Source organism: Celeribacter marinus (assembly GCF_001308265.1).
In the GTDB taxonomy this organism is placed as follows: Bacteria; Pseudomonadota; Alphaproteobacteria; order Rhodobacterales; family Rhodobacteraceae; genus Celeribacter; species Celeribacter marinus.
In genome coordinates, this window is the sequence record NZ_CP012023.1 from 138493 (window position 1) to 164995 (window position 26503).

General features: G+C 53.4%; 20 protein-coding genes and 3 pseudogenes. 19 read left to right on the forward strand and 4 right to left on the reverse strand.

What is annotated here, in order from left to right; all coding sequences use genetic code 11:
* The first annotated feature begins 1 nt into the window (after position 1).
* The 3 genes from IMCC12053_RS00750 to IMCC12053_RS00760 are packed head-to-tail and all read left to right on the forward strand — an operon-like array spanning position 2 to position 3017.
* The gene (locus IMCC12053_RS00750) at positions 2–1480 is read left to right on the forward strand and encodes an AAA family ATPase (protein WP_156320721.1); all 1479 of its coding nucleotides are present in this window, start codon (positions 2–4) and stop codon (positions 1478–1480) included.
* A complete protein-coding gene (locus IMCC12053_RS00755) occupies positions 1477–2286 on the forward strand; it encodes a P-loop NTPase (RefSeq protein ID WP_082388993.1) in 810 nt (269 codons plus the stop codon). The genes IMCC12053_RS00750 and IMCC12053_RS00755 overlap by 4 nt, the downstream gene beginning before the upstream one ends.
* On the forward strand, positions 2283–3017 hold the full coding sequence (locus IMCC12053_RS00760) for a sigma-70 family RNA polymerase sigma factor (RefSeq protein WP_062214810.1): 735 nt from the start codon (positions 2283–2285) through the stop codon (positions 3015–3017). The genes IMCC12053_RS00755 and IMCC12053_RS00760 overlap by 4 nt, the downstream gene beginning before the upstream one ends.
* Before the next feature lie 109 nt (positions 3018–3126).
* Here the strand turns inward: IMCC12053_RS00760 and IMCC12053_RS15655 are convergent.
* Both IMCC12053_RS15655 and IMCC12053_RS15660 read right to left on the reverse strand, forming a co-directional pair.
* Positions 3127–4323, reverse strand: a pseudogene (locus IMCC12053_RS15655) (IS3 family transposase).
* Positions 4324–4386: 63 nt separating this feature from the next.
* On the reverse strand, positions 4387–4923 hold the full coding sequence (locus tag IMCC12053_RS15660) for a hypothetical protein (protein WP_156320722.1): 537 nt from the start codon (positions 4921–4923) through the stop codon (positions 4387–4389).
* Between IMCC12053_RS15660 and IMCC12053_RS00780 the strand changes: the two genes are divergently transcribed.
* A complete protein-coding gene (locus IMCC12053_RS00780; protein WP_156320723.1) occupies positions 4881–6374 on the forward strand; it encodes a DUF6538 domain-containing protein in 1494 nt (497 codons plus the stop codon). The genes IMCC12053_RS15660 and IMCC12053_RS00780 overlap by 43 nt on opposite strands.
* Positions 6375–6411: 37 nt before the next feature.
* Here the strand turns inward: IMCC12053_RS00780 and IMCC12053_RS00785 are convergent, their stop codons facing one another.
* The gene (locus IMCC12053_RS00785) at positions 6412–6687 is read right to left on the reverse strand and encodes a hypothetical protein (RefSeq protein WP_062214819.1); all 276 of its coding nucleotides are present in this window, start codon (positions 6685–6687) and stop codon (positions 6412–6414) included.
* A 243-nt stretch (positions 6688–6930) separates the two neighbouring features.
* Between IMCC12053_RS00785 and IMCC12053_RS15665 the strand changes: the two are divergent.
* From IMCC12053_RS15665 to IMCC12053_RS00805, 3 genes and pseudogenes are all read left to right on the forward strand, one after another.
* Positions 6931–8077: pseudogene (locus IMCC12053_RS15665) on the forward strand (DDE-type integrase/transposase/recombinase).
* A gap of 249 nt (positions 8078–8326) precedes the next feature.
* A complete protein-coding gene (locus IMCC12053_RS00800; RefSeq protein ID WP_062214820.1) occupies positions 8327–9109 on the forward strand; it encodes a transglutaminase-like domain-containing protein in 783 nt (260 codons plus the stop codon).
* 121 nt (positions 9110–9230) lie between these two features.
* Positions 9231–9980, forward strand: a complete 750-nt coding sequence (locus IMCC12053_RS00805) for a proteasome-type protease (RefSeq protein ID WP_062214822.1) — start codon at positions 9231–9233, stop codon at positions 9978–9980.
* A gap of 32 nt (positions 9981–10012) precedes the next feature.
* Here the strand turns inward: IMCC12053_RS00805 and IMCC12053_RS00810 are convergent, their stop codons facing one another.
* A complete protein-coding gene (locus IMCC12053_RS00810) occupies positions 10013–13327 on the reverse strand; it encodes a transglutaminase family protein (protein WP_062214824.1) in 3315 nt (1104 codons plus the stop codon).
* Positions 13328–13535: 208 nt separating this feature from the next.
* On the opposite strand from IMCC12053_RS00810, the gene IMCC12053_RS00815 reads away from it, so the two are divergent.
* The 12 genes and pseudogenes from IMCC12053_RS00815 (at position 13536) to IMCC12053_RS00865 (ending at position 26501) form a co-directional block, all read left to right on the forward strand.
* Positions 13536–14969 (forward strand): circularly permuted type 2 ATP-grasp protein, encoded by a 1434-nt coding sequence (locus IMCC12053_RS00815; protein ID WP_062214826.1) that lies wholly within the window; start codon positions 13536–13538, stop codon positions 14967–14969.
* Between the two features lie 4 nt (positions 14970–14973).
* Positions 14974–15915: an alpha-E domain-containing protein gene (locus IMCC12053_RS00820; RefSeq protein ID WP_062214828.1), complete on the forward strand. Its 942-nt coding sequence runs from the start codon at positions 14974–14976 to the stop codon at positions 15913–15915.
* Positions 15916–15924: 9 nt separating this feature from the next.
* Positions 15925–16107 (forward strand): annotated as a pseudogene (locus tag IMCC12053_RS16155) (transglutaminase N-terminal domain-containing protein); the annotation flags it as partial.
* Positions 16108–16429: 322 nt separating this feature from the next.
* Positions 16430–16720, forward strand: coding sequence for a transglutaminase-like domain-containing protein (locus IMCC12053_RS16160; RefSeq protein ID WP_335337308.1), 291 nt, complete (start codon positions 16430–16432; stop codon positions 16718–16720).
* Between the two features lie 454 nt (positions 16721–17174).
* Entirely contained in the window at positions 17175–18182 is a 1008-nt protein-coding gene (locus IMCC12053_RS00830) for an ABC transporter substrate-binding protein (RefSeq protein ID WP_062214830.1), read from the forward strand.
* A gap of 57 nt (positions 18183–18239) precedes the next feature.
* Positions 18240–19028 (forward strand): ABC transporter ATP-binding protein, encoded by a 789-nt coding sequence (locus tag IMCC12053_RS00835; RefSeq protein ID WP_062214832.1) that lies wholly within the window; start codon positions 18240–18242, stop codon positions 19026–19028.
* Positions 19028–19786: an ABC transporter permease gene (locus IMCC12053_RS00840; RefSeq protein ID WP_062214833.1), complete on the forward strand. Its 759-nt coding sequence runs from the start codon at positions 19028–19030 to the stop codon at positions 19784–19786. Before IMCC12053_RS00835 ends, IMCC12053_RS00840 begins: the two co-directional genes overlap by 1 nt.
* 562 nt (positions 19787–20348) lie before the next feature.
* Complete coding sequence (locus tag IMCC12053_RS00845; protein WP_062214834.1) at positions 20349–20933, forward strand: ANTAR domain-containing response regulator; 585 nt, start codon at positions 20349–20351, stop codon at positions 20931–20933.
* The gene (locus tag IMCC12053_RS00850; protein ID WP_062214835.1) at positions 20930–22090 is read left to right on the forward strand and encodes a CmpA/NrtA family ABC transporter substrate-binding protein; all 1161 of its coding nucleotides are present in this window, start codon (positions 20930–20932) and stop codon (positions 22088–22090) included. The genes IMCC12053_RS00845 and IMCC12053_RS00850 overlap by 4 nt, the downstream gene beginning before the upstream one ends.
* A 217-nt stretch (positions 22091–22307) precedes the next feature.
* Positions 22308–23678, forward strand: coding sequence for a CmpA/NrtA family ABC transporter substrate-binding protein (locus IMCC12053_RS00855; protein ID WP_062214836.1), 1371 nt, complete (start codon positions 22308–22310; stop codon positions 23676–23678).
* A gap of 67 nt (positions 23679–23745) precedes the next feature.
* Complete coding sequence (locus IMCC12053_RS00860) at positions 23746–24819, forward strand: ABC transporter permease (protein ID WP_062214837.1); 1074 nt, start codon at positions 23746–23748, stop codon at positions 24817–24819.
* A 5-nt stretch (positions 24820–24824) separates the two neighbouring features.
* Positions 24825–26501, forward strand: coding sequence for an ABC transporter ATP-binding protein (locus IMCC12053_RS00865; RefSeq protein ID WP_062214839.1), 1677 nt, complete (start codon positions 24825–24827; stop codon positions 26499–26501).
* The last annotated feature ends 2 nt before the right edge of the window (positions 26502–26503 follow it).

A 26503-nucleotide genomic window follows, 5' to 3' on the forward strand; every position in this document is an offset into this window, starting at 1 on the left:
TATGCCAACAATTACAGTTATGGCGCCTGATAGCGCCCTTGCAATGGACGAAGTTATACGCCGATTGGGCGACGGCGCTTATATTTTGTCTACGTGTCAACAAGATGGGATGATCCAAATTAAGGCGACGAATGATCCAATGAACGCTGTTCCAAAACGGGCAAGTGCCGTTCAAACCGTATTTGAAGATGAGCTTGAGCATCAATTTTTTGGGGGGGCTGGGCCGCGTGTGTCTGTAACTGTGAATGAAGGCGCACCTCGGTCTAGGGCGTCGGAGCGCCCTAAGCTTGTGGCCATTTCCGGAGAACGCGTAAATGCTGAGCCATCAGGTGCCCGTTTAGGAAATGCTTTTGGTGCAAAAGAACTTACCGACATTGAACACACTGATACAATTAGGCTACCACGCTGGTTGAGCGAAAAACAGTCCAAAGAGGCAACCAAACAGCCAGCCGATCTGTTGCGACCCTTAAACGACTTATTGGACAAACCGCCTGAGCCGTCAGAAACTATCAAGGCTCAGGACGTTGCACAAGAGGCCGAACCAACAGCTTTGGAGACAGAACACACACATGAAGCTGTGAACTTTGCTGAGCAAGAGCCTTCCGTTGAAACGCGACTACGGCGCTTAGAAAAAGCCTTAGGTCTGGACCCAATGGAGTCTCGGTTGCCTTCCAACAATCACACCCATTATGTGGGCCAAGACCTGCTTCGGAACGGAATTTCTGCTCCTTTGCTTGCCGCTGCCTTGAATGAATTGGCCTCCTTTGAGGAGGCCGAGCAACCGATCTCACAGAGCGATGTGGTCAGTTTGTTGGCTGAGAGGATGGTTTCTTCTCAGGCCAGCTTGGCGCTTGATGCAGATGTCTTGTTTGTCATCGGGGCGTCGGGCAGTGGAAAGACAACATTGGCTGCAAAATTCGCTGCATTGCTTTCCGAAACGCGGGAAGAGCGCGCAATTGCGCTTATTGATTTGCAGGATGCAACTTCATCCCGGATGGGCCTCTTAACCCACTTGGGACGCCTCATTAATGTGCCTGTCCGCGAATGGGACACTGAGCGAAAAGAAGATTGGGCTGTGCCCGGCGCAGGCCAAAGCTTGATTGTGGATGTTTCGTGCTCGCTTGAGGAATTGCAAGGTCTTTGGCCGCTGCTTCAAGCCAAATTTGAAGGCAAACGTTGTCATACTGTTCTTGCGCAAAGCAGTGGAGCATCAATTGCGCGTATTGAGCAAGTCTTGGACGCTGCAGCTGACCTCAAGCCAGAGGTGGTTTTGACAAAACTGGATGAATGTGAATGCTCGTTGGTGGAGCTTTCAGCTGTGATGACAGGTCAGGCCAAAATAGGCTGGCTGGCTGGCACACGCTCCTTGGTTGGAAACCTTGCCCAAGCCAGTGCTTTGATAATGGAACAATATATTTTGGGATGTTTGACGCAAGAAAATCAAAACACCCCTGAGGCAGAATTGGAAGCATCTGAATGACTCATTCAATTACAATTGCGAGTGGGAAAGGGGGAGTAGGGAAGACCTGCGTCGCGGTTAACCTTGCGATTATGTATGCGCGTCTAGGGCATCGAGTATGTTTATTTGACGCAGATTTTGGTTTGGCAAACTCACATATTTTGATGGGAAAAAACGCTGCCAAGACCCTTCGGGACTCCTTGGTGGGCGGTGTGCCTCTGGTTGAAGTGATTGAGCGTGGCCCGCAAGGTGTTCAGCTATTGGCTGGCGGTAGCGGGCTGATTGACATGATGCATATTGATGATACCGCCCGGTTTCAGCTTATTCGAAATGTTGATGCACTTAAAGATAGCATTGACATTTTGATTACGGATGCGCCCGCAGGGGCGAGTGAAAACGCACTGTCTTTTGTAGCTGCCTCACAACGCGTTTTGGTTGTTGTGGTTGCTGAGCCAACGAGCTTCATGGATGCTTATGCAATGATTAAAGCTGCAAACGCTGAACATGGTCTGCGTCACTTTTCGGTTGCGATCAACATGGCACATGACAACGTCGATGCTCGGCGTAACTTTGAAAAATTTAATGCGATTGCAGCGAGGTTTTTAGATGTCGAGTTGAGCTATGCAGGACATGTACCGTTTTCGGCCGCAATGCGGCGCTCCATTGTGCAGCGCAAGCCATTGCTGGCAGCAGAAAACAACACTCCCGATAAGGAGTTGCTTGCATTTAAGGCCGTGGCCCAAGCTGTATTGAAGGCACCTATGAATACCTATGAGGGCATCCGCTTTTTTGCTGATAAAGACTCTGAGCGGGAGACCGTGGGATGACACTGCGTGGGCAATATTCAGAACAAAATCCAAAGCCTGAGGTCCTGATCGAGGCCGAGCTACAGACTGTTCGGCGCATCGCGTTTTACTTTCATGGCCGTGTCAAAGGTGCAGTGGAGGTCGATGATCTCGTTCAAGTTGGGTATCTTGGATTGATTGATGCGAGCCAGAGATATGTGAAGAAGGCGGGCGTTACCTTCAGCAGCTATGCAAAAATTCGCATCCGTGGAGCGATCGTTGATTATCTTCGGCGCAATTCAAATTTATGCCGGTCCACGATTGCGATGAAGCAAGAGGTGAACAAGGCGACTTTGGATTTGGAGCGCAAGCTTCAACGTGCTCCGATGGATGAAGAGATCGCAAATGAGTTGCAGCTTAGCGTCGAAGAGCTACGCAAATGGCATCAAGCATTCGAGGCCAATTTACACCAATCGATTGATGAAGTCCACGATGAACACTCAATTTGGTTTGTGTCTGGTGACGCCAATCCCGAAGAGGCATTCAGTAACCAAGAGGTCAAGCGTGGCCTGCGTGGAGAGTTGGCAAAACTATCCGAGCGCGAAGCAATGGTGATGCAGCTTTATTATGTTGAAGAGCTTAATGTGTATGAAATCGCTGAGATTTTGGGAGTTACAACTGGGCGTGTTTCACAAATCAAGAAAGCTTCGATAAGCAATTTACGAGCAGGTATGCAAAGCTTTCTTGGGCAGACGGAAAATAGCAAAGTATAAGGATTGAAATCTCCAAGTAAATAAATGGCGCGCAACGCTCGCCCCCAATGAAGTGGTCGTGCCTTTTAGTACAGGCTTGCGGCTTTGCTAAGATGCATCTGGTTTATATTCATGCCGCTTTTCGTGTTTCACTTTTTTCGAAGTATGCCGCGTCTGGCGTGCGCTTGTCGAGGTCGGTGTGAGGCCGCTCTGCGTTGTAAAAGCCGATCTAGTCGTCGATAATCTTTTTGGCTTGAAAGCCGTTGTTGATCTCGTGCAGATACACTGCCTCCTGCTTCAGGGATCGCCAGAGCCGCTCGATGAAGGTGTTGTCCAGATAGCGGCCCCGCCCATACATAGAGATTTTGATATCGGCCTTCGTCAGCGTTTTGATCGAATCCGCGCCCGTGTATTGGCTACCCTGGACGCCCTCCTAAGTGTCAAGCCGCGATTTGAGCCTGAGTGATCTGTTTGTGCCGTTGCGCGATGATGTTGAAGACTTCACGCGCGATGTATCTTTTTAGGCATCCAACGTATTTGACAGCCGCCAGGACAGCACTTTGCGTGTTGCCCAATCCATGATTGTCACCAGATACAAGAAGCCGTTCTTCACTGGAATGTAGGTAATGTCGCTGCACCAAACATGGTTGGGCCGCGTAATCGACAGCTTTCTCAATAAGTATGGCCAGATCTTATGCTGCGGGTGCTTCTTGCTGGTGTTAGGCCCTTTGTAGATGGCCTGCAGTCCCATGATGCTCATCAGGCGACGCACGCGATGCCGTCCTGCCGAGAACCTTGATTGGGGCAGATACGCCGCGATCTGGAGGCTGCCAAAGAACGGATACTTCGTAAATATTCGGTCAATCTCATGCATCAGATCAATCGTTGCCTGATCAAAGCCAACAGGCGTGTAATAGATTGAGGACCGGCTGATTTTGAGCAGCTTACACTGGCGCGTCAGGCTAAGGTCGGTGTTGTCCTTGCGGGTCATCTGGCGGCGTTCAGACGGGCTCATCCCCTCTCACGCATTAAACATGCGTTGCCGGGCAACGGCATTCAGCCCTCGTGACAAAAAATCATTTTCCACCGCCAGCTGACCAATCTTGGCATGAAGCTCTTTGATCTCGCCGTCTTTGTTCTCAGCCTTTTTGACCTTATCCGAGAAAACGTTGGCCTTGCCTTCAATTGCCTGCCGTTTCCACGTGCTCACCTGCGTAGGGTGAAGCTGGCGCTTCGATGCAATCTCCTGCACCGTCTTGTCACCGCGCAATGCTTCAAGCGCCACAGTAGCTTTGAACTTGTCTGAAAAATTCCGTCGCTTTGTCATTCTTGTATCCATTTAATCGGGTTGGATACATCTTAGCACGCTGTCCGAATTTGCCGGACCACTTCAGGCGTTCATTGGTTCTATTTTGTAAGCAGTATATTCGCAGCCGTTGGCTGTATCCCATGCTATCTGATCTTCGTTCATCATGGGTTCATTAAGCGCTGCGAAATCGGTAATGTTAGCTAGAAAAATGAGTGAATGATCGTTCTCTTTTGCGACTGCCCAACTCGTGTGAGATGTACTGTTAGTAGACATGTTGTGCGCAAGCCTAGCAATCATCTCATCCCAAGTGCATTTGAATGTAATTCGCATACAAACATTCATGATTTTTACTCCAATTAATTTATAAAAAAGCTTACGCAGACTAACCGAGATTACAAGGTTGTTTACATAATTTGTAAAGTGGTAATGCTTTTTAGGACAGCATTCATAAAATTCTTCCGACATAATAATCAATATTGAGCACTTAGCTTCAACGAACAGTGTACTTATAGTGGTGTGTCTATTTTCAGGAGGGGTAAGGCCATCCATGGGAGAGGTTTGGATGCCTGAAACGCTTGATCCGCCATTATACTCCATGCGAAATTTTTTATTTTCCATTAAAATCAACACTTTGGCGGCGAACTTACTCCGAGCGGCGATGCGGCTATCTTGATTTGCTACTCGTTTTGCACCACATTTTGCATTACAAAGCGAATGTTGGGGTCGTCAGCATGTCAAAGCCTGTGTTACGCGGAACGACTTGGTATCTAAAGCGGCGGGTCCCTAAACGGTATGCGTCTGTTGAGCCGAGGTCCGTTATTTGGGATAGCCTTAAAACCGATTCCTATAGTGTTGCCGTGCAGAAATCTGCTGGGGTCTGGCTGTCGTATATCGAAGGCTGGGAAGCGCGTCTTGCTGGGCGGGATGGCGATGCGGCAGAAAAATTTCGCGCTGCACAACAGTTGGCAGCCCTGCGTGGGTTTCAATTTCTTTCGATCGATAAGATCTCACAGGCACCGTTGGATGAAGTTTTGCAGCGTGTGGAAGCAACAACACAGACTGGCGATGGCGGGCCTGACGAGGTGGTCGCATCGGCTCTTTTAGGGGTGGCTGAAGCTCCGCAACTTCGACTGTCTGGCCTTGTTGAACATGTCGAAACGCTTGCGGCACATGACAACCGCTTCAAAAATAGCGAACAAATGCGTTTGTGGCGCTCGCCGCGACTGCGGGCGGTCAACAATTTGATAAAGGCGCTTGGAGAAGACCTAAGTGTTGCCAGCGTTGGCACTGCACAAGCACGCAAACATAAGAAATGGTGGCAGGCGCGCATCGCCAGAGAGGGCCAGTCGGCTACGACGGCCAACAAAGATTTTAACTATATATCTGGCATGCTGACGCGCTTTTATGAAGACCTTGAACATGACGATCCTCCGCGCCCCTATGCGGGCGTCGCGATCCAAGACCGCCACGCGAAACCGTCGCAGAAACGAGAAGTGCCTGTGGATTGGATTGTCGATAAATGGTTCGCGCCAGATGCGTTGAGTGGCCTGAACGATGAGGCGCGTGATATCTTGTTGATATCGATCGAAACAGGATGCCGTCAAAACGAGATTTATAATCTGCCAGCATCAGCGCTGCGGCTGGCAGACCCTATTCCTCATTTGCGTATTGCGCATGAACTTTCGGACGATCCAGCGGAGCGCCGTGAGGTTAAAAATCTACCGTCACAGCGGGAAATCCCACTTGTTGGCGTGGCTTTGGCTGCGGCCAAAAGGCATCCGGCGGGCTTTGAGAAATACCGCAACAAAAGCAATTATAGTGCTGCGGTAAACAAGTATCTACGCAGCAATGGTTTGTTGCCCGACGGCGTCACAATAGGCGGCACACGGCACAGTTGGGAAGGCCGCATGAAATGTGCAGGTTACGAAATGGATGACCGTGGCGAGCTGATGGGGCACTCACTCAAAGCGCGTCGTGGCCGCGAAGTTTATGGGGATGAGATGGGATTGTCTGAGCGGCTTCTTATCGCACAAGACGTCATGCTGCCGGTCCCTGCACACCTCGCTTAAGGCCTTAAATTAGCCAGTTTAAAGGCTGTCTGTGGTGCTAATGCGGCTGGCGTGGAAGATATCGACGTGCGCGCTCAATCGTGTCGCGCTTAGCTTGCTCGATCTCGAGTTCTTTTTCCAGCCGAAGAAAAATAGGTAGATAGGCATCGTTTTTCTCAAGAAGGATGGCGATGGCTTGCAGACACGACATGATGCGCAGGTGTTGCGAAAGCGATTGATCGACTTTGCAAGGTGAGGCCCCAAAAGACACAGCACCAGGCGGCACCACTGGCACCTCCTTGTCGCTTGCATGTGTCTTTTGGTCCCGTGCCATTGGCCGAGGTCTCCCGTCCGCTCCGGCGCAGCGCCGTACGGTTTAAAGTGATGTGTTTGAAGCCGAAGATTTGTCCGGCGGTGTGGCATGCGCCGTGCTGGTAAAGGCCTCCTGCGCTGCTTGCCGAGCGAGAATACGCGCGAGTTCAATGAGGCGCGGATTGCTCTGCCCCCTAAAAACTGGACCATTTTGAATTAGAGTTTCCGACTGCTACTTTCCTGGCTGGAAGAAGGAGTGGAAGCGATGAAAGCATCCAAATTTACGGACGCGCAGAAGGCGTTTATTGTTAAGCAAGGTAATGAAGGGACTACGGTTGCGGAGATTTGCCGAAAGTCGGGAATTAGCCCTGCGACATATTTCAACTGGAAGAAGAAGTATGAGGGGCTGATGCCTTCAGAGATGCGCCGTTTGCGCGACTTGGAAGACGAGAACAATCGATTGAAACGGATTGTTGCTGATCTAACCTTGGATCGTGAGATGTTACAGGACGTTATCAAACGAAAGCTCTGAGGCCCGCTGCCCGACAGGGTATTGCGCAGCAATGTCCCGAGAGGGGGATCGAAAGCGCGAGCTTGTCGAAGGGATGTGTGTCGATTGGCGTGTATCGATCCGTAAAGCGTGTGGCGCTTTGCGGTTTGATTGCTCGACCTACCATTACAAATCCCGTCGTACCGATCCCACTCTCATTGCTGCATGCAGCAACTGCCGTGCCATGGGCCGCGTCGAAAAAGCGCATTAAGGAGATTTGCGAAACACGTGTGCGATATGGATATCGGCGCGTTCATTTTGTGCTTCAACGAGAGGGATGGCGTGTGAAAGCCAAGCTGCGCGATGACAGGCAAGACGCTGTTCAAACCAATGATGTTTGGGCGATGGATTTTGTGCATGACCAATTGGCAACGGGTCGCAAATTACGCATTCTGACAGTTATCGATACGTTCTCGCGTTTTGTTCCTGTTCTCGATGTAAAGTTCAGTTATCGCGGCGAAGATGTGGTGAATTCCCTTGAAAGGGTCTGCGGCGACATTGGTTACCCCAAGACCATTCGAGTCGATAATGGGCCAGAGTTTATCTCACGCGACTTGGATCTGTGGGCTTATCATAAGGGCGTGGTTTTGGATTTTAGCAGGCCCGGAAAACCGACCGACAACGCCTTCATCGAAGCCTTCAACGGCAAGTTCAGGCAGGAGTGTTTGAACGCTCATTGGTTCTTGAGCCTTGCAGATGCCACAGAAAAGTTGAACACTTGGCCCCTCTCGGGACATTGCGGAGCAATGCCCCGCCGGGCAGTAGTAGAGACTACAACCAGGAACTGCGCCACAGCGCGATCGGAAACAAGTCACCGATCATGCTCATAAAATCAGAAGGTGAAACCAGCCCACCGACCTGATGAAAGCCGGAAATCTCTAGACCCAGCTGGTCCAAGGTTGGGGGCAAGTGCACCGCCCTAGAAGACTCTGCGGAATTTTGTGGCCGTTGTTGGCGACAGACCAAGACCTAAAGCAACAATCGGCGCTTCTGAGTTCGATCTCTGGATCGGGGCCTTTTTTGCTCTGTGATTGACAGCTCATTTGTCGACATAGCTGTCAGGCGGTGCGATAGATAGGGTTTGGAAACACCCGCCCTCCAGGAACATGCCATGCGTTTTTTGATCCGAGCTAATCTAAGATACGCGGCATCTCAGCCCTGTGACCTTTTGCTGCAAATCGAGGCACTGTCCGACGGCGCTCAGCGCGTCCATACAGCTCAGATGACGCTTGATCGCCAATCCGTCCCGCACAGTCTTGTGGGCGAAGAAGGGTTGGGCACCCGCCAATGGATAGAGGCCGGTTCTAATTTTGAATGTCGCTACGAGGCGCAGGTTGATGTGACCCGCACAGCAGCACTTCTGGATACACTGGCTCAAACACCGCGTGTGGAAATACCCGCAGACGTGGTGAAATACTTAATGCCCTCTCGCTATTGCCACCCGGAATTATTTCTCGACTTTGTTTCGGCTCAATTCGGGGACCTTTGCGGCGGTGCGATGATCCGTGCGATGCGCGACTGGATTGCGTGCAATTTCACCTACGATAGTGACGCCAGTCCGATGGGTGCAACGGCGACCGACAGCTTTAAGGTGCTGTCAGGGGTTTGTCGGGACTACACCCATGTCCTTATCACTTTCGCGCGCGCCGCAGGCATACCGGCGCGGTTTGTCAGCGTCTATGCGCCTGATGTAAAGCCACAGGATTTTCACGCGGTTGCCGAGGTTTACCTCGGCGGATCATGGCACCTTGTCGATGCGACCGGTATGGCCAGGCCCGAAGATATCATACGTATCTGTGTCGGGCGCGATGCCACAGACGCTTCGTTCGTGACGTCTTATGGTTGGCTTGAGTTGGTCGAGCAATCCGTACAAGTGACCCGTATCACCCTATAACACGCGTTGCGCCACGTACATGCAGGCGCTCACACCTTAATGATATATTGAACAGGGCCGATTATGGCCTTAGACACCACAATCAACAAATACTTCTTTTTGCTATTCTGGATACTGAAAAATGACCTATTGCGTTGGCCTCCGCCTAAATCGTGGCCTAGTTTTCATGTCCGACACAAGGACCAACGCCGGTGTCGATAACTTTTCGACCACCAAAAAGATGTTCACATGGAACGTCGAGGGTGAGCGAACGATCACCATTATGACCGCAGGTAATCTGGCAACGACCCAAGCGTTGATCAGTGTGCTCGAAGAGCGCTCCAAAACCGTGTCCGAGCGTAACCCGACTATTCTGGAGCAGCCGACTATGTTTCAGGTCGCACGACTTGTCGGCGCCACCTTGCAAGAGGTGATCCGCGACAGTGCTATGGGTGGGCAAACAGGCACGTCCCGTTTTACCGCGTCACTCATTGTCGGAGGCCAGATAAAAGGTGGGGCGCCCACACTCTTCTTAATCTATCCAGAAGGTAACTTTATCGAAGTCACTGAAGACGCGCCTTTTTTCCAAATTGGCGAGGCGAAATACGGCAAGCCGATCCTTGTGCGCGCCTATCAGCCTGACATGAGTTTTGAGGATGCAATAAAGCTAATGCTGGTCTCTTTTGATTCAACAATCAAAGCGAACCTGTCGGTGGGCCTGCCTCTCGATTTGCAAGTCTATGCGCAAGATAGTTTTTCTATCGAAGAACAAACCCGCATTGAGGCGGACAATCCCTATTATCAGACGATCTCGGATGATTGGGGCGATGCGTTGCGCACCGCCCTACAGCGGTTGCCAAGCTACCGCAAAAAAGAGACCAAAGCAGACTAGTCACGTGAGAAAGTGAACGCACATGCCGCGGGCTACAGTCCTGGTCTGCGCCTCAAGTCTAGGGTCATTGGAAACTCCGGATGGGGTCGCTCGGGGACAGGGGTGAATTCTCCGGGGGTTTGCCCAATATGTTCAAACCTGCTTAGCCTGCGTGCCTCTGCCTCATTGCCGTTCACGGGGAACGTATCAAAACTACGCCCGCCGGGATGAGCAACGTGATAGCGGCATCCACCCAACGACCTGCCGGTCCATGTATCAAATATGTCAAAGGTCAGCGGCGCGTCTATGTCGAGTACAGGATGCAACGAGAGCGAAGGTTTCCACGCCTTGTAGCGCACGCCCCCAACGCGACACCCATTGACTGCGGTGGGGCTCATCGGCACCACCCGTGTATTGGCCGTTACGATATAGCGGTCGGGGTTTGCGCCCTTGAGCGTGACCTGCAAGCGCTCTGTCGAGCTGTCGGCGTAGCGCACTGTTCCTCCGATAGCCCCCGTTTCACCCATGACGTGCCACGGCTCAAGCGCTTGTCGAAGCTCAAGCGTGATGCCCTCGTAGGTGACCTCCCCGCAGAAGGGAAAGCGGAACTCGGCCTGTGCCTCAAACCACGCGGGGTCGAGGACTAGATCATGGGTTTCCAAATCGGCTAACACATTGCCGAAGTCTTCCCAGATAAAAGCGGGCAGCATAAAACGATCATGCAGCGTGGTGCCCCAACGCGTCAGAGTTCCACTTATTGGCGCCTCCCAACAACGCAGGATAATCGCCCGTAGCAACACTTGCTGTGCAAGGCTCATGCGGGGGTCTGGTGGCATCTCAAAGCCACGAAATTCCACTAAACCCAACCGGCCTGTCGGTCCATCGGGTGAGTAAAGCTTATCGATACAAATTTCGGTCCGGTGGGTATTGCCGGTCACATCAATGAGCGCGTTGCGCAAAAGCCTGTCAGTCAGCCATGGCGGTGGGGGCGTCCCATCGGCGGGGGGCCAAATCTGATCGAGCGCGATCTCCAACTCATACAGAACGTCATGGCGCGCCTCGTCGATGCGCGGCGCTTGAGATGTGGGGCCAACGAAAGTGCCCGCAAACAGATAGGACAGACTGGGGTGACGTTGCCAAAACAGGATTAAGCTTTTGAGCAGATCGGGACGGCGCAAGAACGGGCTATCGGCGGGGGTCGCCCCGCCGACAACGACATGATTGCCGCCGCCTGTGCCAGTGTGCCGACCGTCCGTCATAAATTTATCTGCACCAAGGCGGCATTGCCGCGCCTCTTCGTAAACCACCTCGGTGGTGTGGACGCAGGCATCCCAACTCGAGGCGGGATGGATGTTGACTTCGATCACACCAGGGTCGGGTGCAATGCGCATCACTTCGATGCGTGGATCGGATGGGGGCGCGTAGCCTTCGATCAGAACCTTGCGGCCAACCGCTTGGGCGGCAAATTCAACAGCTGCGATCAGTTCCAGATAATCCTCCAGTTTCTCTACCGGCGGCAAGAATACACACAAGCGCCCATCGCGCGGCTCTACCGAAATGGCGGTGCGCACGCAGCCATCAAGATCACTCAGGGTCTGTTCGACCTGTTCCTGACCTGATGTTGCATCGGTGCGGTGGGCGACTTTGGGTTCCGGGGCTTTCGGCGCAAGCGCGTCTTGCAAGGGGCTGCGCGGTTCGCTTGGGTCTTGGGGGATGATAAAGGGGTAGTCGCTTCCGGGCACGTGGGGCAGCGTGCCGAGTGGCAAGCGGTAGCCAACGGGGCTGTCTCCCGACACCAGAAAAACCTTGCCGCGCCGCAGGTTCCAGACTTCTGACATCCAGCGGCTCGACGCGCGTGCCTGCCAGCGTTGCACCGGCAGCACATAGCCCGCAGGGGTGCCGAGGCCACGTTCGAACACTTTGGCAATGCGCGCGCGTTCTTCGGGATCTGCGAGTTTGGAGTTTTCGGGTGTGACGTTCGCGGGCAGATTGCCTTCTTTGATGATCCACTCGGCGGGGTCTTCAAAGGCGGGAAGCACGTTTACTTGTGGGACTGACAACGACGAGGCAATATGCGTCAGTAGGTTTTGGGCATCATCTGCTCCTACGTCTTCGTTTGTGTCCTCACGCGCAAGGAGATCGGGATTGTGCCAGATCGGCTGCCCGTCTTTGCGCCAATAAAGTGAGAAGGTCCAACGCGGTAGTGTTTCGCCCGGATACCACTTGCCCTGGCCATAATGGAGTAATCCACCTTTGGAGAATTTGTCTTGCAAGCGGCGCATCAACTGATCTGCCAGTCCGCGCTTGGTGGGGCCAACGGCGTCTGAATTCCACTCGTCACTTTCGAAATCGTCAATGCTCACGAAGGTTGGCTCACCCCCCATGGTGAGGCGCACATCACCTGCGTCAAGACGTTTGTCGACCTCGCGACCAAGGGAATTGAGCGCTTCCCAAGCCGTTTGCGAGAAGGGTTTGGTGATCCGCGGATGCTCGGCGGTGCGGGTCACTTGCATGTCGACCGAGAATTCCACATCCGCCGCACTGGCCACACCACAGATGGGCGCGGCATGGCGGTAATGGGGGGTAGCCGCGAGCGGGATATGGCTTTCGCCCGCAAGTAGGCCTGACGTGGGATCAAGTCCGACCCAACCTGCGCCCGGCAAATAGACTTCGCCCCATGCGTGAAGGTCCGTAAAGTCCTTGTCCGTGCCCGCAGGTCCGTCGATGGCAATCAGGTCAGGTTTAAGTTGGATCAGATATCCCGACACGAACCGTGCCGCGAGGCCGAGGTTGCGCAGGGTTTGAACCAAGAGCCAACTCGTGTCGCGGCACGAGCCTGCGGCACGGCCAAGGGTTTGCTCAGGCGTTTGGACGCCTGCCTCCATGCGGATTTCATAATTTATTTCGCTGGCCAAGCGGCTATTGAGCAGGACCAAAAAGTCGATTGTAACCATCGGCTCACGCGGCACACTGGCCAAAAAGGCCTTAAAAAGCGGACCGACTGGTTCGGTCCGTAAATAAATGCTCAGATCGGGCGCTATGTCGTCATCATAGGCCAGTGGAAAGTCTTTAGCGCTATCCTCGACGAAGAAATCAAACGGATTATAGACCGACATATCGGCCAGTAGATCGACTTCGATCTTGAACTCTCTTACAGGTTCAGGAAACACCAGTCGGGCCAGCCAATTGCCATAAGGGTCCTGTTGGTGGTTCAAAAAATGCCCACCCGGCGAGACATTTAAACTATGCGAAATCACCCGAGTGCGCGAGTGCGGGGCAGGGCGCAGGCGAATAGTTTGAGGCCCGAGCGTGACGGGGCGGTCATACTTGTAATGTGTTAAGTGATAGATGCTTGCAGTGATTGGCATATGTGCGGACTCCTTGCCTCCATCACGGGGCATTGCAGCCCTATGAGTGGCACTTCAGGCTGACCAGTTGCAACAGGTAGCGTTCCCAAAGGCGCGTCATTCTCTGCACTGCCTAAAAAGTAATCACTTTGTCATGCGGACAAAGGTTAACATGGGCAAAGAGTGTTTGTGCCGTTGTCAACGCACGGAATTGGGATACGGTTTTCCCATGGAGCACAACTTAAACCATTTTGATGAAATGCTATCAGCGCCTGACGGCGTTCGCGATCCTTATCGCGCCTACAAGGATTGGTTTTCAAAACAGAATCCCGTCCGCCTCAAATCCAAATCCAAATCCAAAGAGGCAGAGGCGTTTTTCAGGCGCACAGGCATCACGTTCAACGTCTATGGGCAAGAGGCGGCACAAGAGCGGCTGATCCCCTTTGATCTAATTCCCCGCATCATTGCGAACCGCGAATGGGCTAAACTGTCCAGGGGGATTGAGCAACGCGTCCGCGCGATCAACATGTTCCTCCACGATATCTATCACCGGCAGGAAATCTTGCGTGCAGGCATAATTCCCGTCGAGTTGATCGCAAAGAATGGAGCGTTTTTGCCCCAGATGATGGGCCTTTCCCCTCCGGGCAATGTTTATACCCATATTGTCGGTACCGACATCGTGCGCACCAGCGAGGATGAGTTTTACGTGCTTGAGGATAATGCGCGCACGCCATCCGGTGTCTCATACATGCTGGAAAACCGCGAGACGATGCTACAGATGTTCCCCGAGCTGTTCAGCCAGAACCGCGTGAAGCCTGTTAGTGATTACCCCAAAAGCCTGCGCCGCTCGCTTGCGGCATGTGCCCCTCCCAATTGCGAAGGCACCCCAAGGGTCGCAATCCTGACGCCAGGCATCCACAACTCCGCTTATTTCGAGCATTCGTTTCTTGCCGATCAAATGGGTGTCGAACTTGTGGAAGGGCACGACTTGCGTATTGTGGACGGGCGCATTGCAATGCGCACGACCCAAGGATACCGCAGTATTGACGTTCTCTACCGTCGTGTGGACGATGAGTATCTTGACCCGCTGAACTTCAATCCGGAATCGATGTTGGGCGTGCCCGGCATTATGGATGTGTACCGCGCAGGCAATGTCACCATCGCCAATGCACCAGGCACGGGCATCGCGGATGACAAGGCGATTTATTCCTATATTCCAGACATCATCGAATTCTACACCGGTGAAAAAGCGATCCTTAAAAATGTGGAAACGTTTCGGTGCGCTGAGCCTGAGGCGCTCAAATATGTGCTCGATAATTTGGCCGATCTTGTCGTAAAGGAGGTCCACGGCTCTGGTGGATACGGGATGCTCGTTGGGCCTGCCGCAAGTAAAAAAGAGTTGGCGGACTTTGCAGACAAACTGAAAGCAAACGCTTCCAACTATATCGCCCAGCCGACATTGTCGCTTTCTACCGTTCCGATATTCACCAAGAAAGGGCTAGCGCCGCGCCATGTGGATTTACGCCCCTTTGCGTTGGTCTCTCCTGTTGGGGTTGATATCACACCCGGCGGCCTGACCCGCGTTGCCCTTCAAGAAGGATCGCTTGTGGTGAACTCGAGCCAAGGCGGCGGTACAAAAGACACTTGGGTTTTGGAGGACTAGAGCGATGTTGGGCAAAACCGCAGGCGGATTGTATTGGATGTTCCGCTTTTTGGAGCGCAGTGAAAATACCGCGCGCCTGATCGAGGCGGGATTTCGCATTGCTCTTACACGTTCGAACGATACGACATCGGACTGGAAATCCGTCGTTACTACGGCGGGCGTACGCCAAGGCTATGACGCTAAACACGGTACTTATAATGCCGAGAACGTTGTAGATTATCTGCTGCGCGACACCACCAACCCATCGAGCGTCATCTCATCGCTTCACAGCGCTCGTACCAATGCTCGTATGGTGCGAACGGCGTTAACCACTGAAGTCTGGGAAGCCGTGAATGAGAGTTGGATGGCGATGAAGGACGGGTTAAAAGCGCCGATCCATGATCCGGAGCTGCCCGCGCTACTGGGTGAAATCCGCCGCCACTCTGCGTTAGTGCGCGGTGCCTTGTACGGCACGATGTTGCGCAATGACATTTATGATTTTGCGCGTCTGGGGACAGCATTGGAGCGCGCGGACAATACCGCACGCATTATCGATGTGAAATATTACACCCTGCTCCCCTCCGCTAGTTTTGTGGGTTCGCCGTTGGATAACGTGCAGTGGGAGACGGTCTTGCGCTCTGTGTCGGCACACCGCTCTTTTCGTTGGTTGGCCGAAGGGGAAATGACATCGTCTGGCATTGCGGAATTTTTGATCTTCGATAGCCGCTTTCCGCGTTCGCTCCATTTCTCGAGTGGTATGATCGAGGAAAACTTGTCGTATCTGGCAAAAGAATATGGTGTGCGGATGGCTTGTCATGATCTGATTGATGATCATCTCGCCACGTTACGCAGCCACACAATCGGTTCAATTTTTGACTCAGGATTGCACGAATTTATTGGCGCATTTATCCGCAGTAACAACGCCATTGGCACACAGATCGAACAGGATTACCGGTTCAATGGATAACCCGCACAAATGAAGCTTCGGATCAGTCACAAGACAACGTATTCCTATGATGCCCCCGTCGTGTACGGCTTGCAGAAGGTCCGTTTGACCCCAATCAGCGACCATCAACAGACTGTGGTGGACTGGCACATCGCGATCGAGGGCGGCACACAAGAGTTTGAGTTCGAGGACCAATACGGCAACCGCTGTGTGCTTGTACAAGCACATGATGGTGCGTCCGAAATATCACTGACCGTATCGGGCAACGTCCAGACCCATAAGACAGACGGCGTTTACGGCAAAATATATGGTGTGATCCCCCTTTGGCATTTTCGCCAAGACACGACGCGCACAAACGCCGGTCCTCGCGTGAGCCGCCTATCAAAGAGGATCACCAACCCTGCGGGTGATCTGGCCGAACTCCACGCTCTATGCGCGGACATACGCAACGAGGTGCCATATACGCAGGCCGTCACAGATGTGACCACCACAGCAGAAGAGGCGCTAACGCGCGGTGGTGGTGTCTGTCAGGATCATGCAGATATTTATCGCCGCCCTGCGCCATGCAGGCATGGCGTCCCGCTATGTCAGTGGCTACCTGATGATGGACGACAGAGTAGATCAAGATGCCACTCATGCATGGGCCGAGGCGCATATCGAGGGGTTTGGTTGGGTCGGTTTTGACGTCTCCAACGGGATCTCTCCTGATGAGCGCTACGTCAAACTGGCTGTGGGGCGAGACTCGATAGATGCGGCTCCCGTCTCGGGCATAAGGATGGGAAACGCACGAGAATCTATGAGCGTGACGCTTCTGGTTCAGCAGTAATTTTGTCTGGCAATGGCGCGTCGTTGTGCTTTTGAGTGGACTGACCGACTGCTTTTACATCGCCTGATCTTATGCCGCTTGTCGGCTATAGCCCACAGAAAGCATCGGACGATTGCAGGTCAACCGCGCCAGTCGAAATCGCCGTGTCTTCGCTTTGCCAACGATCCCGTTAGACAGGCCGTGGCAAACAATATTGCCGTTCTGATCAAATCGTTCTGGTCGTCTTGATCCCGCCTTTGGCACGCGAATTTTTCGATCGTATCCTGTTGGCGCACGGGCCTCGCGTCTTTTCAAGTCGGCAACTTTTTCAACCACAGCTCGCCGAAATGCCCATTTGTTAAGCGGATTGAGTTTGGGTGCAAGATTTTCAGGCGCATGTCTGGGAACTCACCTGTTCGGTTGTCTTAGTGAGCGGGAGAGAATCTTAATCCAGATGCTGACCCAAGGAGAAAACATGTCTTTTTATAAAGCGCTGCTCACTGCTGCAGTTACTGCAATTTCGGCGCCCGTTTTTGCGCAAACGGAGATGCCATTCGCGTTGGATTGGAAATTTGAAGGGCCGGCCGCTCCGTATTTCCATGCTTTGGACGCGGGGTACTTCGCGGATGCGGGTATGAATGTGACAATCAGCGAAGGGGCGGGGTCGTTGGACGCAATTCCAAAAGTCGCAACGGGCGCCTTTCCAATTGGATTTGCTGATATCAACTCTTTGATGCGCTTCCTTGATCAAAACCCCGGCGCACCCGTGACCGCGGTGATGATGATTTATGACAAGCCACCTTTTGCAATCGTTGGGCGTCCGTCCTTGGGTGTTACCACGCCCGCTGATCTGGAAGGCAAAATCCTAGGTGCGCCGCCGCCTGATGGGGCATGGGCGCAGTTCCCGATCTTTGCGGCCGAAACGGGAATTGATACTCAGGCAATTACTGTAGAACCGGTAGGCTTTCCAACTCGAGAGCCGATGCTCGCAGACGGCAATGTCGCAGCAATCACCGGCTTTTCGTTTTCATCAACGCTCAACCTCAAACGCCTCGGCGTGCCAGCTGATGACATCTCGGTGCTTTTGATGGCGGATTATGGCGTGGATCTTTACGGAAACGCGATCATTGTGAACACGGATTTTGCCGCAGCCAATCCTGAGTTGGTGACGGGGTTCCTCAGCGCTGTTGCGATGGGGTGGAAAGATGCGATTGCTACACCTGATGCCGCAATCACGGCTTTGATGGAGCGCAATCCCGCCGCTGATGCCGCGTTGGAAACGGAACGGTTGCAAATGGCGATTGATGCCAATGTGCTAACAGATTTCGTGATTGCAAACGGTATCGGATCCATTGACGCAGATCGTATGGCGAACGCAATTGAGCAGACAAAATCGGTATACGAATTCCAGAACGAGCCCAATGCCGCGCTGTATTTCGACCCTAGTTATCTGCCAACTGACGGTAGTTTGAAACTGCAATAATGCGAATTTATAGGCCGCCACCGCTATCGGGGCGGCCTGTATATTGAGGATGAGATCATCAAAAACCTTATAGAAATAAAAGACGTAAGCCATACTTATCAAACCGCCAGTGGCCCATTGCCGGTGCTGAATGGGTTGGATGTCAGTGTGCCTGAGGGCACATTTGCTGCGGTCGTCGGGCCTTCGGGGTGCGGAAAATCTACGCTGACCAAACTGGTTGCCGGGTTGATGAAACCCGACGCCGGCGAAGTTTGGCTTCACGGTGAACAGGTCAGAGGGCCACGCAAAACGGTTGGCATGGCTTTTCAAAATCCTGTTTTGCTAGAATGGCGCACCATTTTGGACAACGTGATCTTGCCACTCGAAATTGTCGCGCCCTCTATGCCCAAAGCGGATTGTGTGGCGCGCGCGATGGAATTGCTCGAAATGGTCGGTCTTGTCGGGTTCGAAAACAAGCGCCCATCTGAGTTGTCAGGCGGCATGCGCCAACGCGCGTCTTTGTGTCGATCCTTGGTGCATAAACCAGATGTCCTGATCTTGGACGAACCATTTGGCGCACTGGATGCGTTCACCCGCGAGGATCTGTGGCAAACCATGCGTGACTTGCGCCGCGCCGAACCCTTCACCGCAGTTCTCATCACTCATGATTTGCGTGAAAGTGTCTTTCTTGGTGATCAGGTGATTGTGCTGTCTGGCCGTCCGGCGCGCACGCAGTACGTCATGGACGTCGACCTTCCTGAAGATCGGACGTTGGACGTCCTGTTTACGCCAAAGGCCTCCGACATGCTGCATATTCTACGTGATCAGATCAAAATCGCCCAAGGCCGCGATGTGGAGGCACACTGATGTTCGGAAAAATCGCGACGCCAATCCTTGCCGTGCTCATCTTTTTGGGTCTTTGGGAGTTACTCGTCTGGGCGAACGGTTGGCCGAATTATAAGATGGCATCGCCATCTGACCTGCCGCCTGCCTTTTGGAAATACAAAGAGCTGTTTTTCACGATGGGATGGCAAACCCTTTGGCGGACAGTTGTGGGGCTTATGCTCGCCGTTGTATTTGGGACTTTGATTGGCATGGTCATCGGGTTTTCCCGTGTCGCTCGTGATGCGCTTTATCCCCTATTGATTGGGTTCAACGCGATCCCCAAGGCCACTTTGGTCCCCGTGATTTCGCTGATCTTCATCGGGCAGCACGATTTCAATACCGTTCTCATGGCGTTTATGATCTCGTTTTTCCCGATCGCCGTTTCCGTGGGCATTGGCCTGTCGACTTTAGAGCCTGAATACCGCGATATTCTGCGTGCTCTGGGCGCCTCGCGCTTCACGATCTTTCGAAAAATCGCTTTGCCGAAAACATTACCTGAATTTTTTGGGGCATTGAAGGTGTCAGCGACCTTGGCATTCATCGGGACGAACCTTGTTGAAATTGTCAGCCCACACGGGCGCGGCCTTGGCGCGCTGTTCAAGTCTGGCGAAACCAACGGGGACTATCCGCTGATGTTTGCGGTCCTGATCGCACTCGCCTTTTTGGGGATCGTTTTGTATTACGCCGTGATTTTTCTAGAACGCGTTTTTGCAGGCTGGGCGGACCGCGAAGGCGGTTAATGTTTTGCGCATCGGTACCATTTCAACTGAGATACACCCCGAAAATTGGACACTGACATCACGGTCCCCTTGCGTCCAAAATGACCAAGCAAGGCGTCTACAAATCTAGCAACTGTATTTAATCGGGCTGCCAAACCTGCCGTTTGGCGATGGGGCCAGCGTCTGATTGAATGTGCCTATCGATGTCTTTGTTCAACATCTTGATTTGGTTTGACAGAATCGAGATTAGATCGCGATCCATTTGCGCTAAAGCGTCATATTGTTGATGCTGTATTTGACATTTTACGCGCTTGCGAAGGTCGACAAGTGGACGCGCGGCCTGCCTTCGGGCGAAAGGCTATGAACTCACAGATCAAGCGGGCGTTAATCGGATCTGTTTTTGCCAGAGTACCCTTTGCACGCGCGCAGGCGCGCAATGGCAACTCAAGTATCGGTCCAAGGGCCGCTCAAAATTTCTACTTTCTGAAGATAAATGCTTCATATTTTAGCAAAGGGCTCACAAAAATTACGGAATTGCGTAAATACTTGCGTCACTTGCTAACGCAGCAATTAGGTGTGACGCGTGTCAAAGAGCCTCAACATATTGGTCGTCGAACCGGATGCGTCCAAGGCGCAAGAGATCACCGACGCGCTACAGGCGCACGGCTGGTCCAACGTCACCGTAATCGCAGCCAACGCGCAGCTCGCCCCGATCCTGACACAGCTTGACCCCGATCTGATCCTGATCGATCTGGCCAACCCAGACCGCGACACTCTTGAGCATTTAAGCCTGACATCCCAAGCCAAAACTCGCCCTGTTGCCATGTTTGTGGATCACACCGATCAGGCCATGACCAGAGCCGCGATTGATGCGGGCGTCAGCGCTTATGTTGTCGGCGGCCTGCACAGGGACCGCGTCAAACCGGTTTTGGAAACCGCCATCGCCCGCTTTCAACTTATCCAGAAAATGCAAACCGAATTGACCGCCGCCAAACGCGCCCTGACAGAACGCAAAACCATTGAACGGGCTAAAGGATTACTCATGCGTGCGCGCGCCATTTCTGAGGATGAGGCCTATAACCTGCTGCGCAAAACCGCGATGGGGCAGGGGCGCAAGGTCGCCGATGTCGCCGAGGCATTGGTCACAGCCGCGGACCTGCTCAAATGAAAGCGGTCCCCGTAACATGTGGCTATCTCCCCCTCGTCGATAGTGCTCCGCTGATCATCGCCAAGGAACTGCGGTTTGCCGCAGAAGTCGGTCTTGACCTCACCCTCGCGCAGCAACCATCGTGGTCTGCCTTGCGCGACAGGCTCGCTTTTGGTGCGCTAGATTTTGCTCATATGCTGTCGCCGATGCCCATTGCCATGTCACTTGGCCTTGGAGCCGCACCCTCAAAAATTGACGCACTGATGGTGCTTGCCGTGAACGGCACCGTCATCGGCATTTCTGACGCTCTGGCGCAGGCCATGCAGGCGGGCGGTTGGCGCAATACCTTTGATGCGCCCAAATCCACAGCCGATGCCGTCCTTAATATCGCGGACAAACCCCTACGGATCGGGGTGCCGTTTCCGTTTTCGATGCACAAACTGCTGGTCGAATACTGGCTATCCAAAGACCCCGCTTTCGCGGCTGGCAATGTCGAAATCATCACCATCCCACCGCCGCAAATGGCAGGGGCGGTCGCTGATAATCGTATTGATATGTTCTGTGTGGGCGAGCCGTGGGGCTCTGTCGCGGTGCAGAAAAGTGGGGCGCATCTGATCTTGCCCAGCTCCGCAATCTGGCAATCCGCGCCTGAAAAGGTTCTCGGCGCACGCCACGACTGGATCATCCAAAACCGCGAAACGACCGACCGCATGATCCGCGCCACATATTTGGCAGCGCAATGGCTGGAACAGCCGCAAAACATCCCACTCGCGATTGAGATCCTCGCAAGTAGCGACCACCTCGACCTCCCCGACCACGCGATTGAACCGGCTCTGACGGGATACATTGCCGCAAACGCAGACTGCGACCCGATCCACGTACCCAATTTTATTACTTTCCACAAAAATGCCGCCAACTTCCCATGGGAAAGCCAAGCGCAATGGATCGCGGCACGGCTCAATATGCCCAATAATCAACGCATCTTTCGCAGTGATATCTTTCGCGATGCTATTACACCTTTGGGTGCCAACATCGCCAAAGCGTCACAAAAGCCCGAAGGCGCTATGACCCGCCCCACAACGATCGAGGGCACCAAGGGGCCCCTGATTCTCGGCCCCGACACTTTCTTTGATGGTGCCATCTTCGACTTTGGTGCGGGAAAAATGCTCAAATCTTAGGCATCGCTGCAATGCAGCGTTAAATCGTGCAACTGAAGCATTTCACCATTTGCACCCTGTGGCAGCAAAGGCAAAACTGATCTCAGGGCAACGAAGCCCGACATGGCCAGCAAGGATGCTGGCTAAAAAATTCAGAGCAAAGCCGCTCGATTGTGCATGCCTCCTTCTCCTCCCGCATGCGTCAATCGTGCGGCTTTTTGTGTTAAGACAGGGAAAAATGATGAACACTTTCAAATGGTTGCTCGCGTCTACTGCACTTTGTGCGACACCCGCCATGGCCGAAATGCTGGACCTCGAAAAAGACGAGCTTAAGTTCGGCTTTATTAAACTGACCGACATGGCACCACTGGCTGTCGCTTATGAGCAGGGCTATTTCGAGGAAGAGGGCCTGTTCGTCACGCTAGAAGCCCAAGCCAACTGGAAGGTGCTGCTTGACGGCGTGATCGACGGCCAGCTTGACGGCGCGCATATGCTCGCAGGTCAACCCATCGCCGCGACAATCGGCTACGGTACGCAAGCGCACATCATCACACCGTTCTCCATGGACCTGAACGGCAACGCGATCACGGTCTCTAATGACATCTGGGAACAAATGAAGCCGAATGTGCCGTTGATGGACGATGGCCGCCCGCAGCACCCGATTAGCGCCGCGGCCTTGGCCCCCGTGATTGAGAGCTACCGTGACCGCGGCGAGCCATTCAACATGGGCATGGTGTTCCCTGTCTCCACGCACAATTACGAAATTCGCTATTGGCTCGCGGCTGGCGGCCTAGAGCCGGGCTACTACTCCCCCGACGACGTCAGCGGCCAGATCGGCGCAGAGGTTTACCTCTCCGTAACACCGCCGCCGCAAATGCCATCCACGATGGAAGCGGGCACAATCTTTGGCTATTCTGTGGGCGAGCCGTGGAACCAGCAAGCCGTGTTCAAAGGTATTGGCGTGCCTGTTATCACAGACTACGATATGTGGAAGAACAACCCTGAAAAGGTGTTCGGTATCACCGCTGAATTCGCCGAGGAAAACCCAAACACAACAATCGCGTTGACCAAGGCACTGATCCGCGCCGCGATCTGGCTAGATGAAAACGACAACGCTAACCGTGAAGAGGCGGTCGAAATCCTGTCGCGTTCCGAATACGTTGGTGCAGACGCCGAAGTGATCGCGAACTCCATGACAGGCTCTTTCGAGTTCGAAAAAGGCGATGTGCGCCCTGCGCCAGACTTCAACACCTTTTTCCGTCACAATGCGACATACCCGTTCTACTCGGACGCGATCTGGTATCTGACGCAAATGCGCCGCTGGGGCCAAATCGCGGAGCCGCAAACCGACGAGTGGTTCGTTGAGACAGCCAAGGACGTTTACCGTCCTGACATTTACCTAGAGGCTGCCCGTCTGTTGGTTGACGAGGGCATGGCAGACGAGGCCGATTTTCCTTGGGACAGCGATGGCTTTAAGGCGCCAACGCCTGCTGAGGATATCATCGACGGCATCGCCTATGATGGACGCGCGCCAAACGCCTACCTAGAGAGCCTGCCAATCGGCCTCAAAGGCACCCAAACCATTGTCGGAAATCAGATCCAAGACTGACCTGAACAAAGTGCGCCGCGCAGAAGCGCGGTGCATGCTTAGTGACACAGCAAATTAGGCCCATATCATGACCGCAATTGACCCCGATACACTGTCCTCAGAAGCGCGCCGCGCCCGCCTATTCACACGGATCAACAAGGCCGATGCATGGTTCAAAGTCTTTGGCCTCGCGTGGATGACCCCAATCCTCAAGGCCGCGTCTGGCGATAACCCAAAGGCGCAAGCCTCAGAAATCTGGCGACTTTTGGGCGTTCCGCTCCTCGCAATTCTCCTATTCCTAGGTGCATGGTCAGCCCTCGCGCCCACCGTGCAAACCTCTCTTGGTGCCATCCCCGGTCCCTCACAAGTCTGGGAGCAAGCGGTAGGCCTACATGAAGACGCTGTGCGCGAACGGGCCAAGGAAGATGCCTTCTACGACCGTCAAGACAAACGCAACGCCGACCTCATCGCCGAGGGCCGCATGGACGATGTCAAAGAGCGGGTCTATACAGGAAAGCCGACTTACTACGCGCAAATCTGGACGTCGATTAAGACGGTGTTTTTCGGCTTTCTGATCGCCTCTTTCATCGCTATTCCACTGGGTATTATGGCCGGCCTATCGCCCACGGCAAACGCTGCGATCAACCCGTTGATACAGATATTCAAACCCGTCAGTCCGCTCGCTTGGCTCCCGATCGTAACCATGATCGTCTCGGCAGTTTACGCGACGAACGACGGCATGTTTTCCAAGTCTTTTCTTGTCTCCGCGATCACAGTGACGCTTTGCTCGCTTTGGCCTACCTTGATCAACACTGCTCTTGGCGTGTCGTCCATAGATAAGGACCTCGTCAGCGTCTCCAAGGTTTTGAAAATGTCAACCTATGCGAAGATCACCAAACTGGTGCTACCTTCCGCGTTACCGTTGATTTTCACTGGGTTACGCCTGTCTCTTGGTGTGGGTTGGATGGTTTTGATCGCCGCGGAAATGCTCGCGCAGAACCCCGGATTGGGAAAATTTGTCTGGGATGAATTCCAGAACGGATCGTCGCAATCGCTCGCCAAAATCATGGTTGCGGTCTTCACCATTGGTATCATCGGATTCCTGTTGGACCGCGTGATGTATGCCCTGCAATCCATGTTCACCTTCTCAGAGAACCGGTAATCATCATGAGCATCCTCAGTTTTCAAAACGTCTCCAAAGGCTTCGGCACTGGTATCCAGCGCAACGAGGTTTTGCAAAATATTAGCCTTGATGTGGCACAAGGAGAGTTCATCGCGATCCTTGGCTTTTCTGGCACAGGTAAATCAACGCTGATGAACCTGATTGCGGGTTTAGATGTGCCAGATAGCGGCACAGTTTCTTTCAAAGGCGCGCCGATTAAGGGGCCGGGGCCCGAGCGCGGCTTGGTTTTTCAAAGCTATTCTCTGATGCCGTGGCTTACTGTTGGCGGCAATGTCGGTCTTGCGGTTGATGCGGTTTTCCCAAAATTGGACAAGGCCGAACGCAACGCCAAAATCGACCACTACGTTGGTATGGTCGGCCTAAGTCACGCCAAATCGCGCCGTCCGTCAGAGCTATCTGGCGGCATGCGTCAGCGTGTTTCTGTTGCCCGTGCGTTGGCGATGAACCCAGAAATGCTGCTTTTGGATGAACCTCTTAGTGCCCTTGACGCCCTCACTCGGGCCAATCTTGCCGATGAGATTTTGGACATCTGGGAAAAGGACAAAAAGACTTGCATCTTGATCACGAATGATGTGGACGAGGCAGTTTTGCTTGCGGATCGTATCATCCCTCTGAACCCCGATGGCACCCTAGGTGCCCCTGTCACCGTCAACATCCCACGACCCCGCGACCGCAGTGCGATGAACGATGATGCTCAGTTTAAGGCGTTGCGGGTCAAGGTCACCAACTACCTGATGGACGTGGGCATCGCGGCTAAGGTCGAAGACACATGCGCCTTGCCAAAGGTCACTCCAATCCATTCACTGCCTGCCGTTGTCGACGAGGCACAAGAGGGCGGAATCGAACAAAGATACCTTAACTTTTCGCAGCTCCATAAAATTTACCCCACACCAAAGGGACCGCTTACAGTCGTTGAAGACTTTGATCTGAAGGTGAACAAGGGCGAATTTATCAGCCTCATTGGCCACTCTGGTTGCGGCAAATCCACGGTTCTTACGATGGCCGCTGGCCTGAACCCGATCTCTAAGGGGGCGATCCGCCTTGACGGTTGGAACGTGGAAGGCGCCGATCCAGAACGCGCCGTTGTATTCCAATCCCCGAACTTGTTTCCGTGGCTGACGGCCAAGGAAAATGTGGCGATCGGCGTGGACAAGGTTTACCCACGCGCATCACACGCCGAGCGACAGGATGTGATCGAATATTATCTCGAACGGGTTGGATTGGCTGATAGCATGGACAAGCTAGCGGCCTCTATGTCGAACGGCATGAAGCAGCGTATTGGCATCGCCCGTGCCTTTGCTCTATCTCCGAAATTGCTTCTTCTTGATGAGCCTTTCGGCATGCTCGACAGCCTGACCCGTTGGGAGCTGCAAGAGGTATTGATGGAGGTGTGGTCGCGCACCAAAGTGACCGCGATTTGCGTCACACATGACGTTGACGAGGCGATTTTGCTCGCCGACCGCGTCGTGATGATGACCAACGGACCGCAAGCGACAATCGGTAAAATTATCGATGTAAAACTACCCCGTCCACGCACCCGCAAGGCATTGTTAGAGCATCCCGATTACTACAAATACCGTGCCGAAGTTCTCGATTTCCTTGAGGAATACGAGCATGGCTCAAAGCCGAAATCGAAACCCACCACAATTGCAGCGGAGTAATA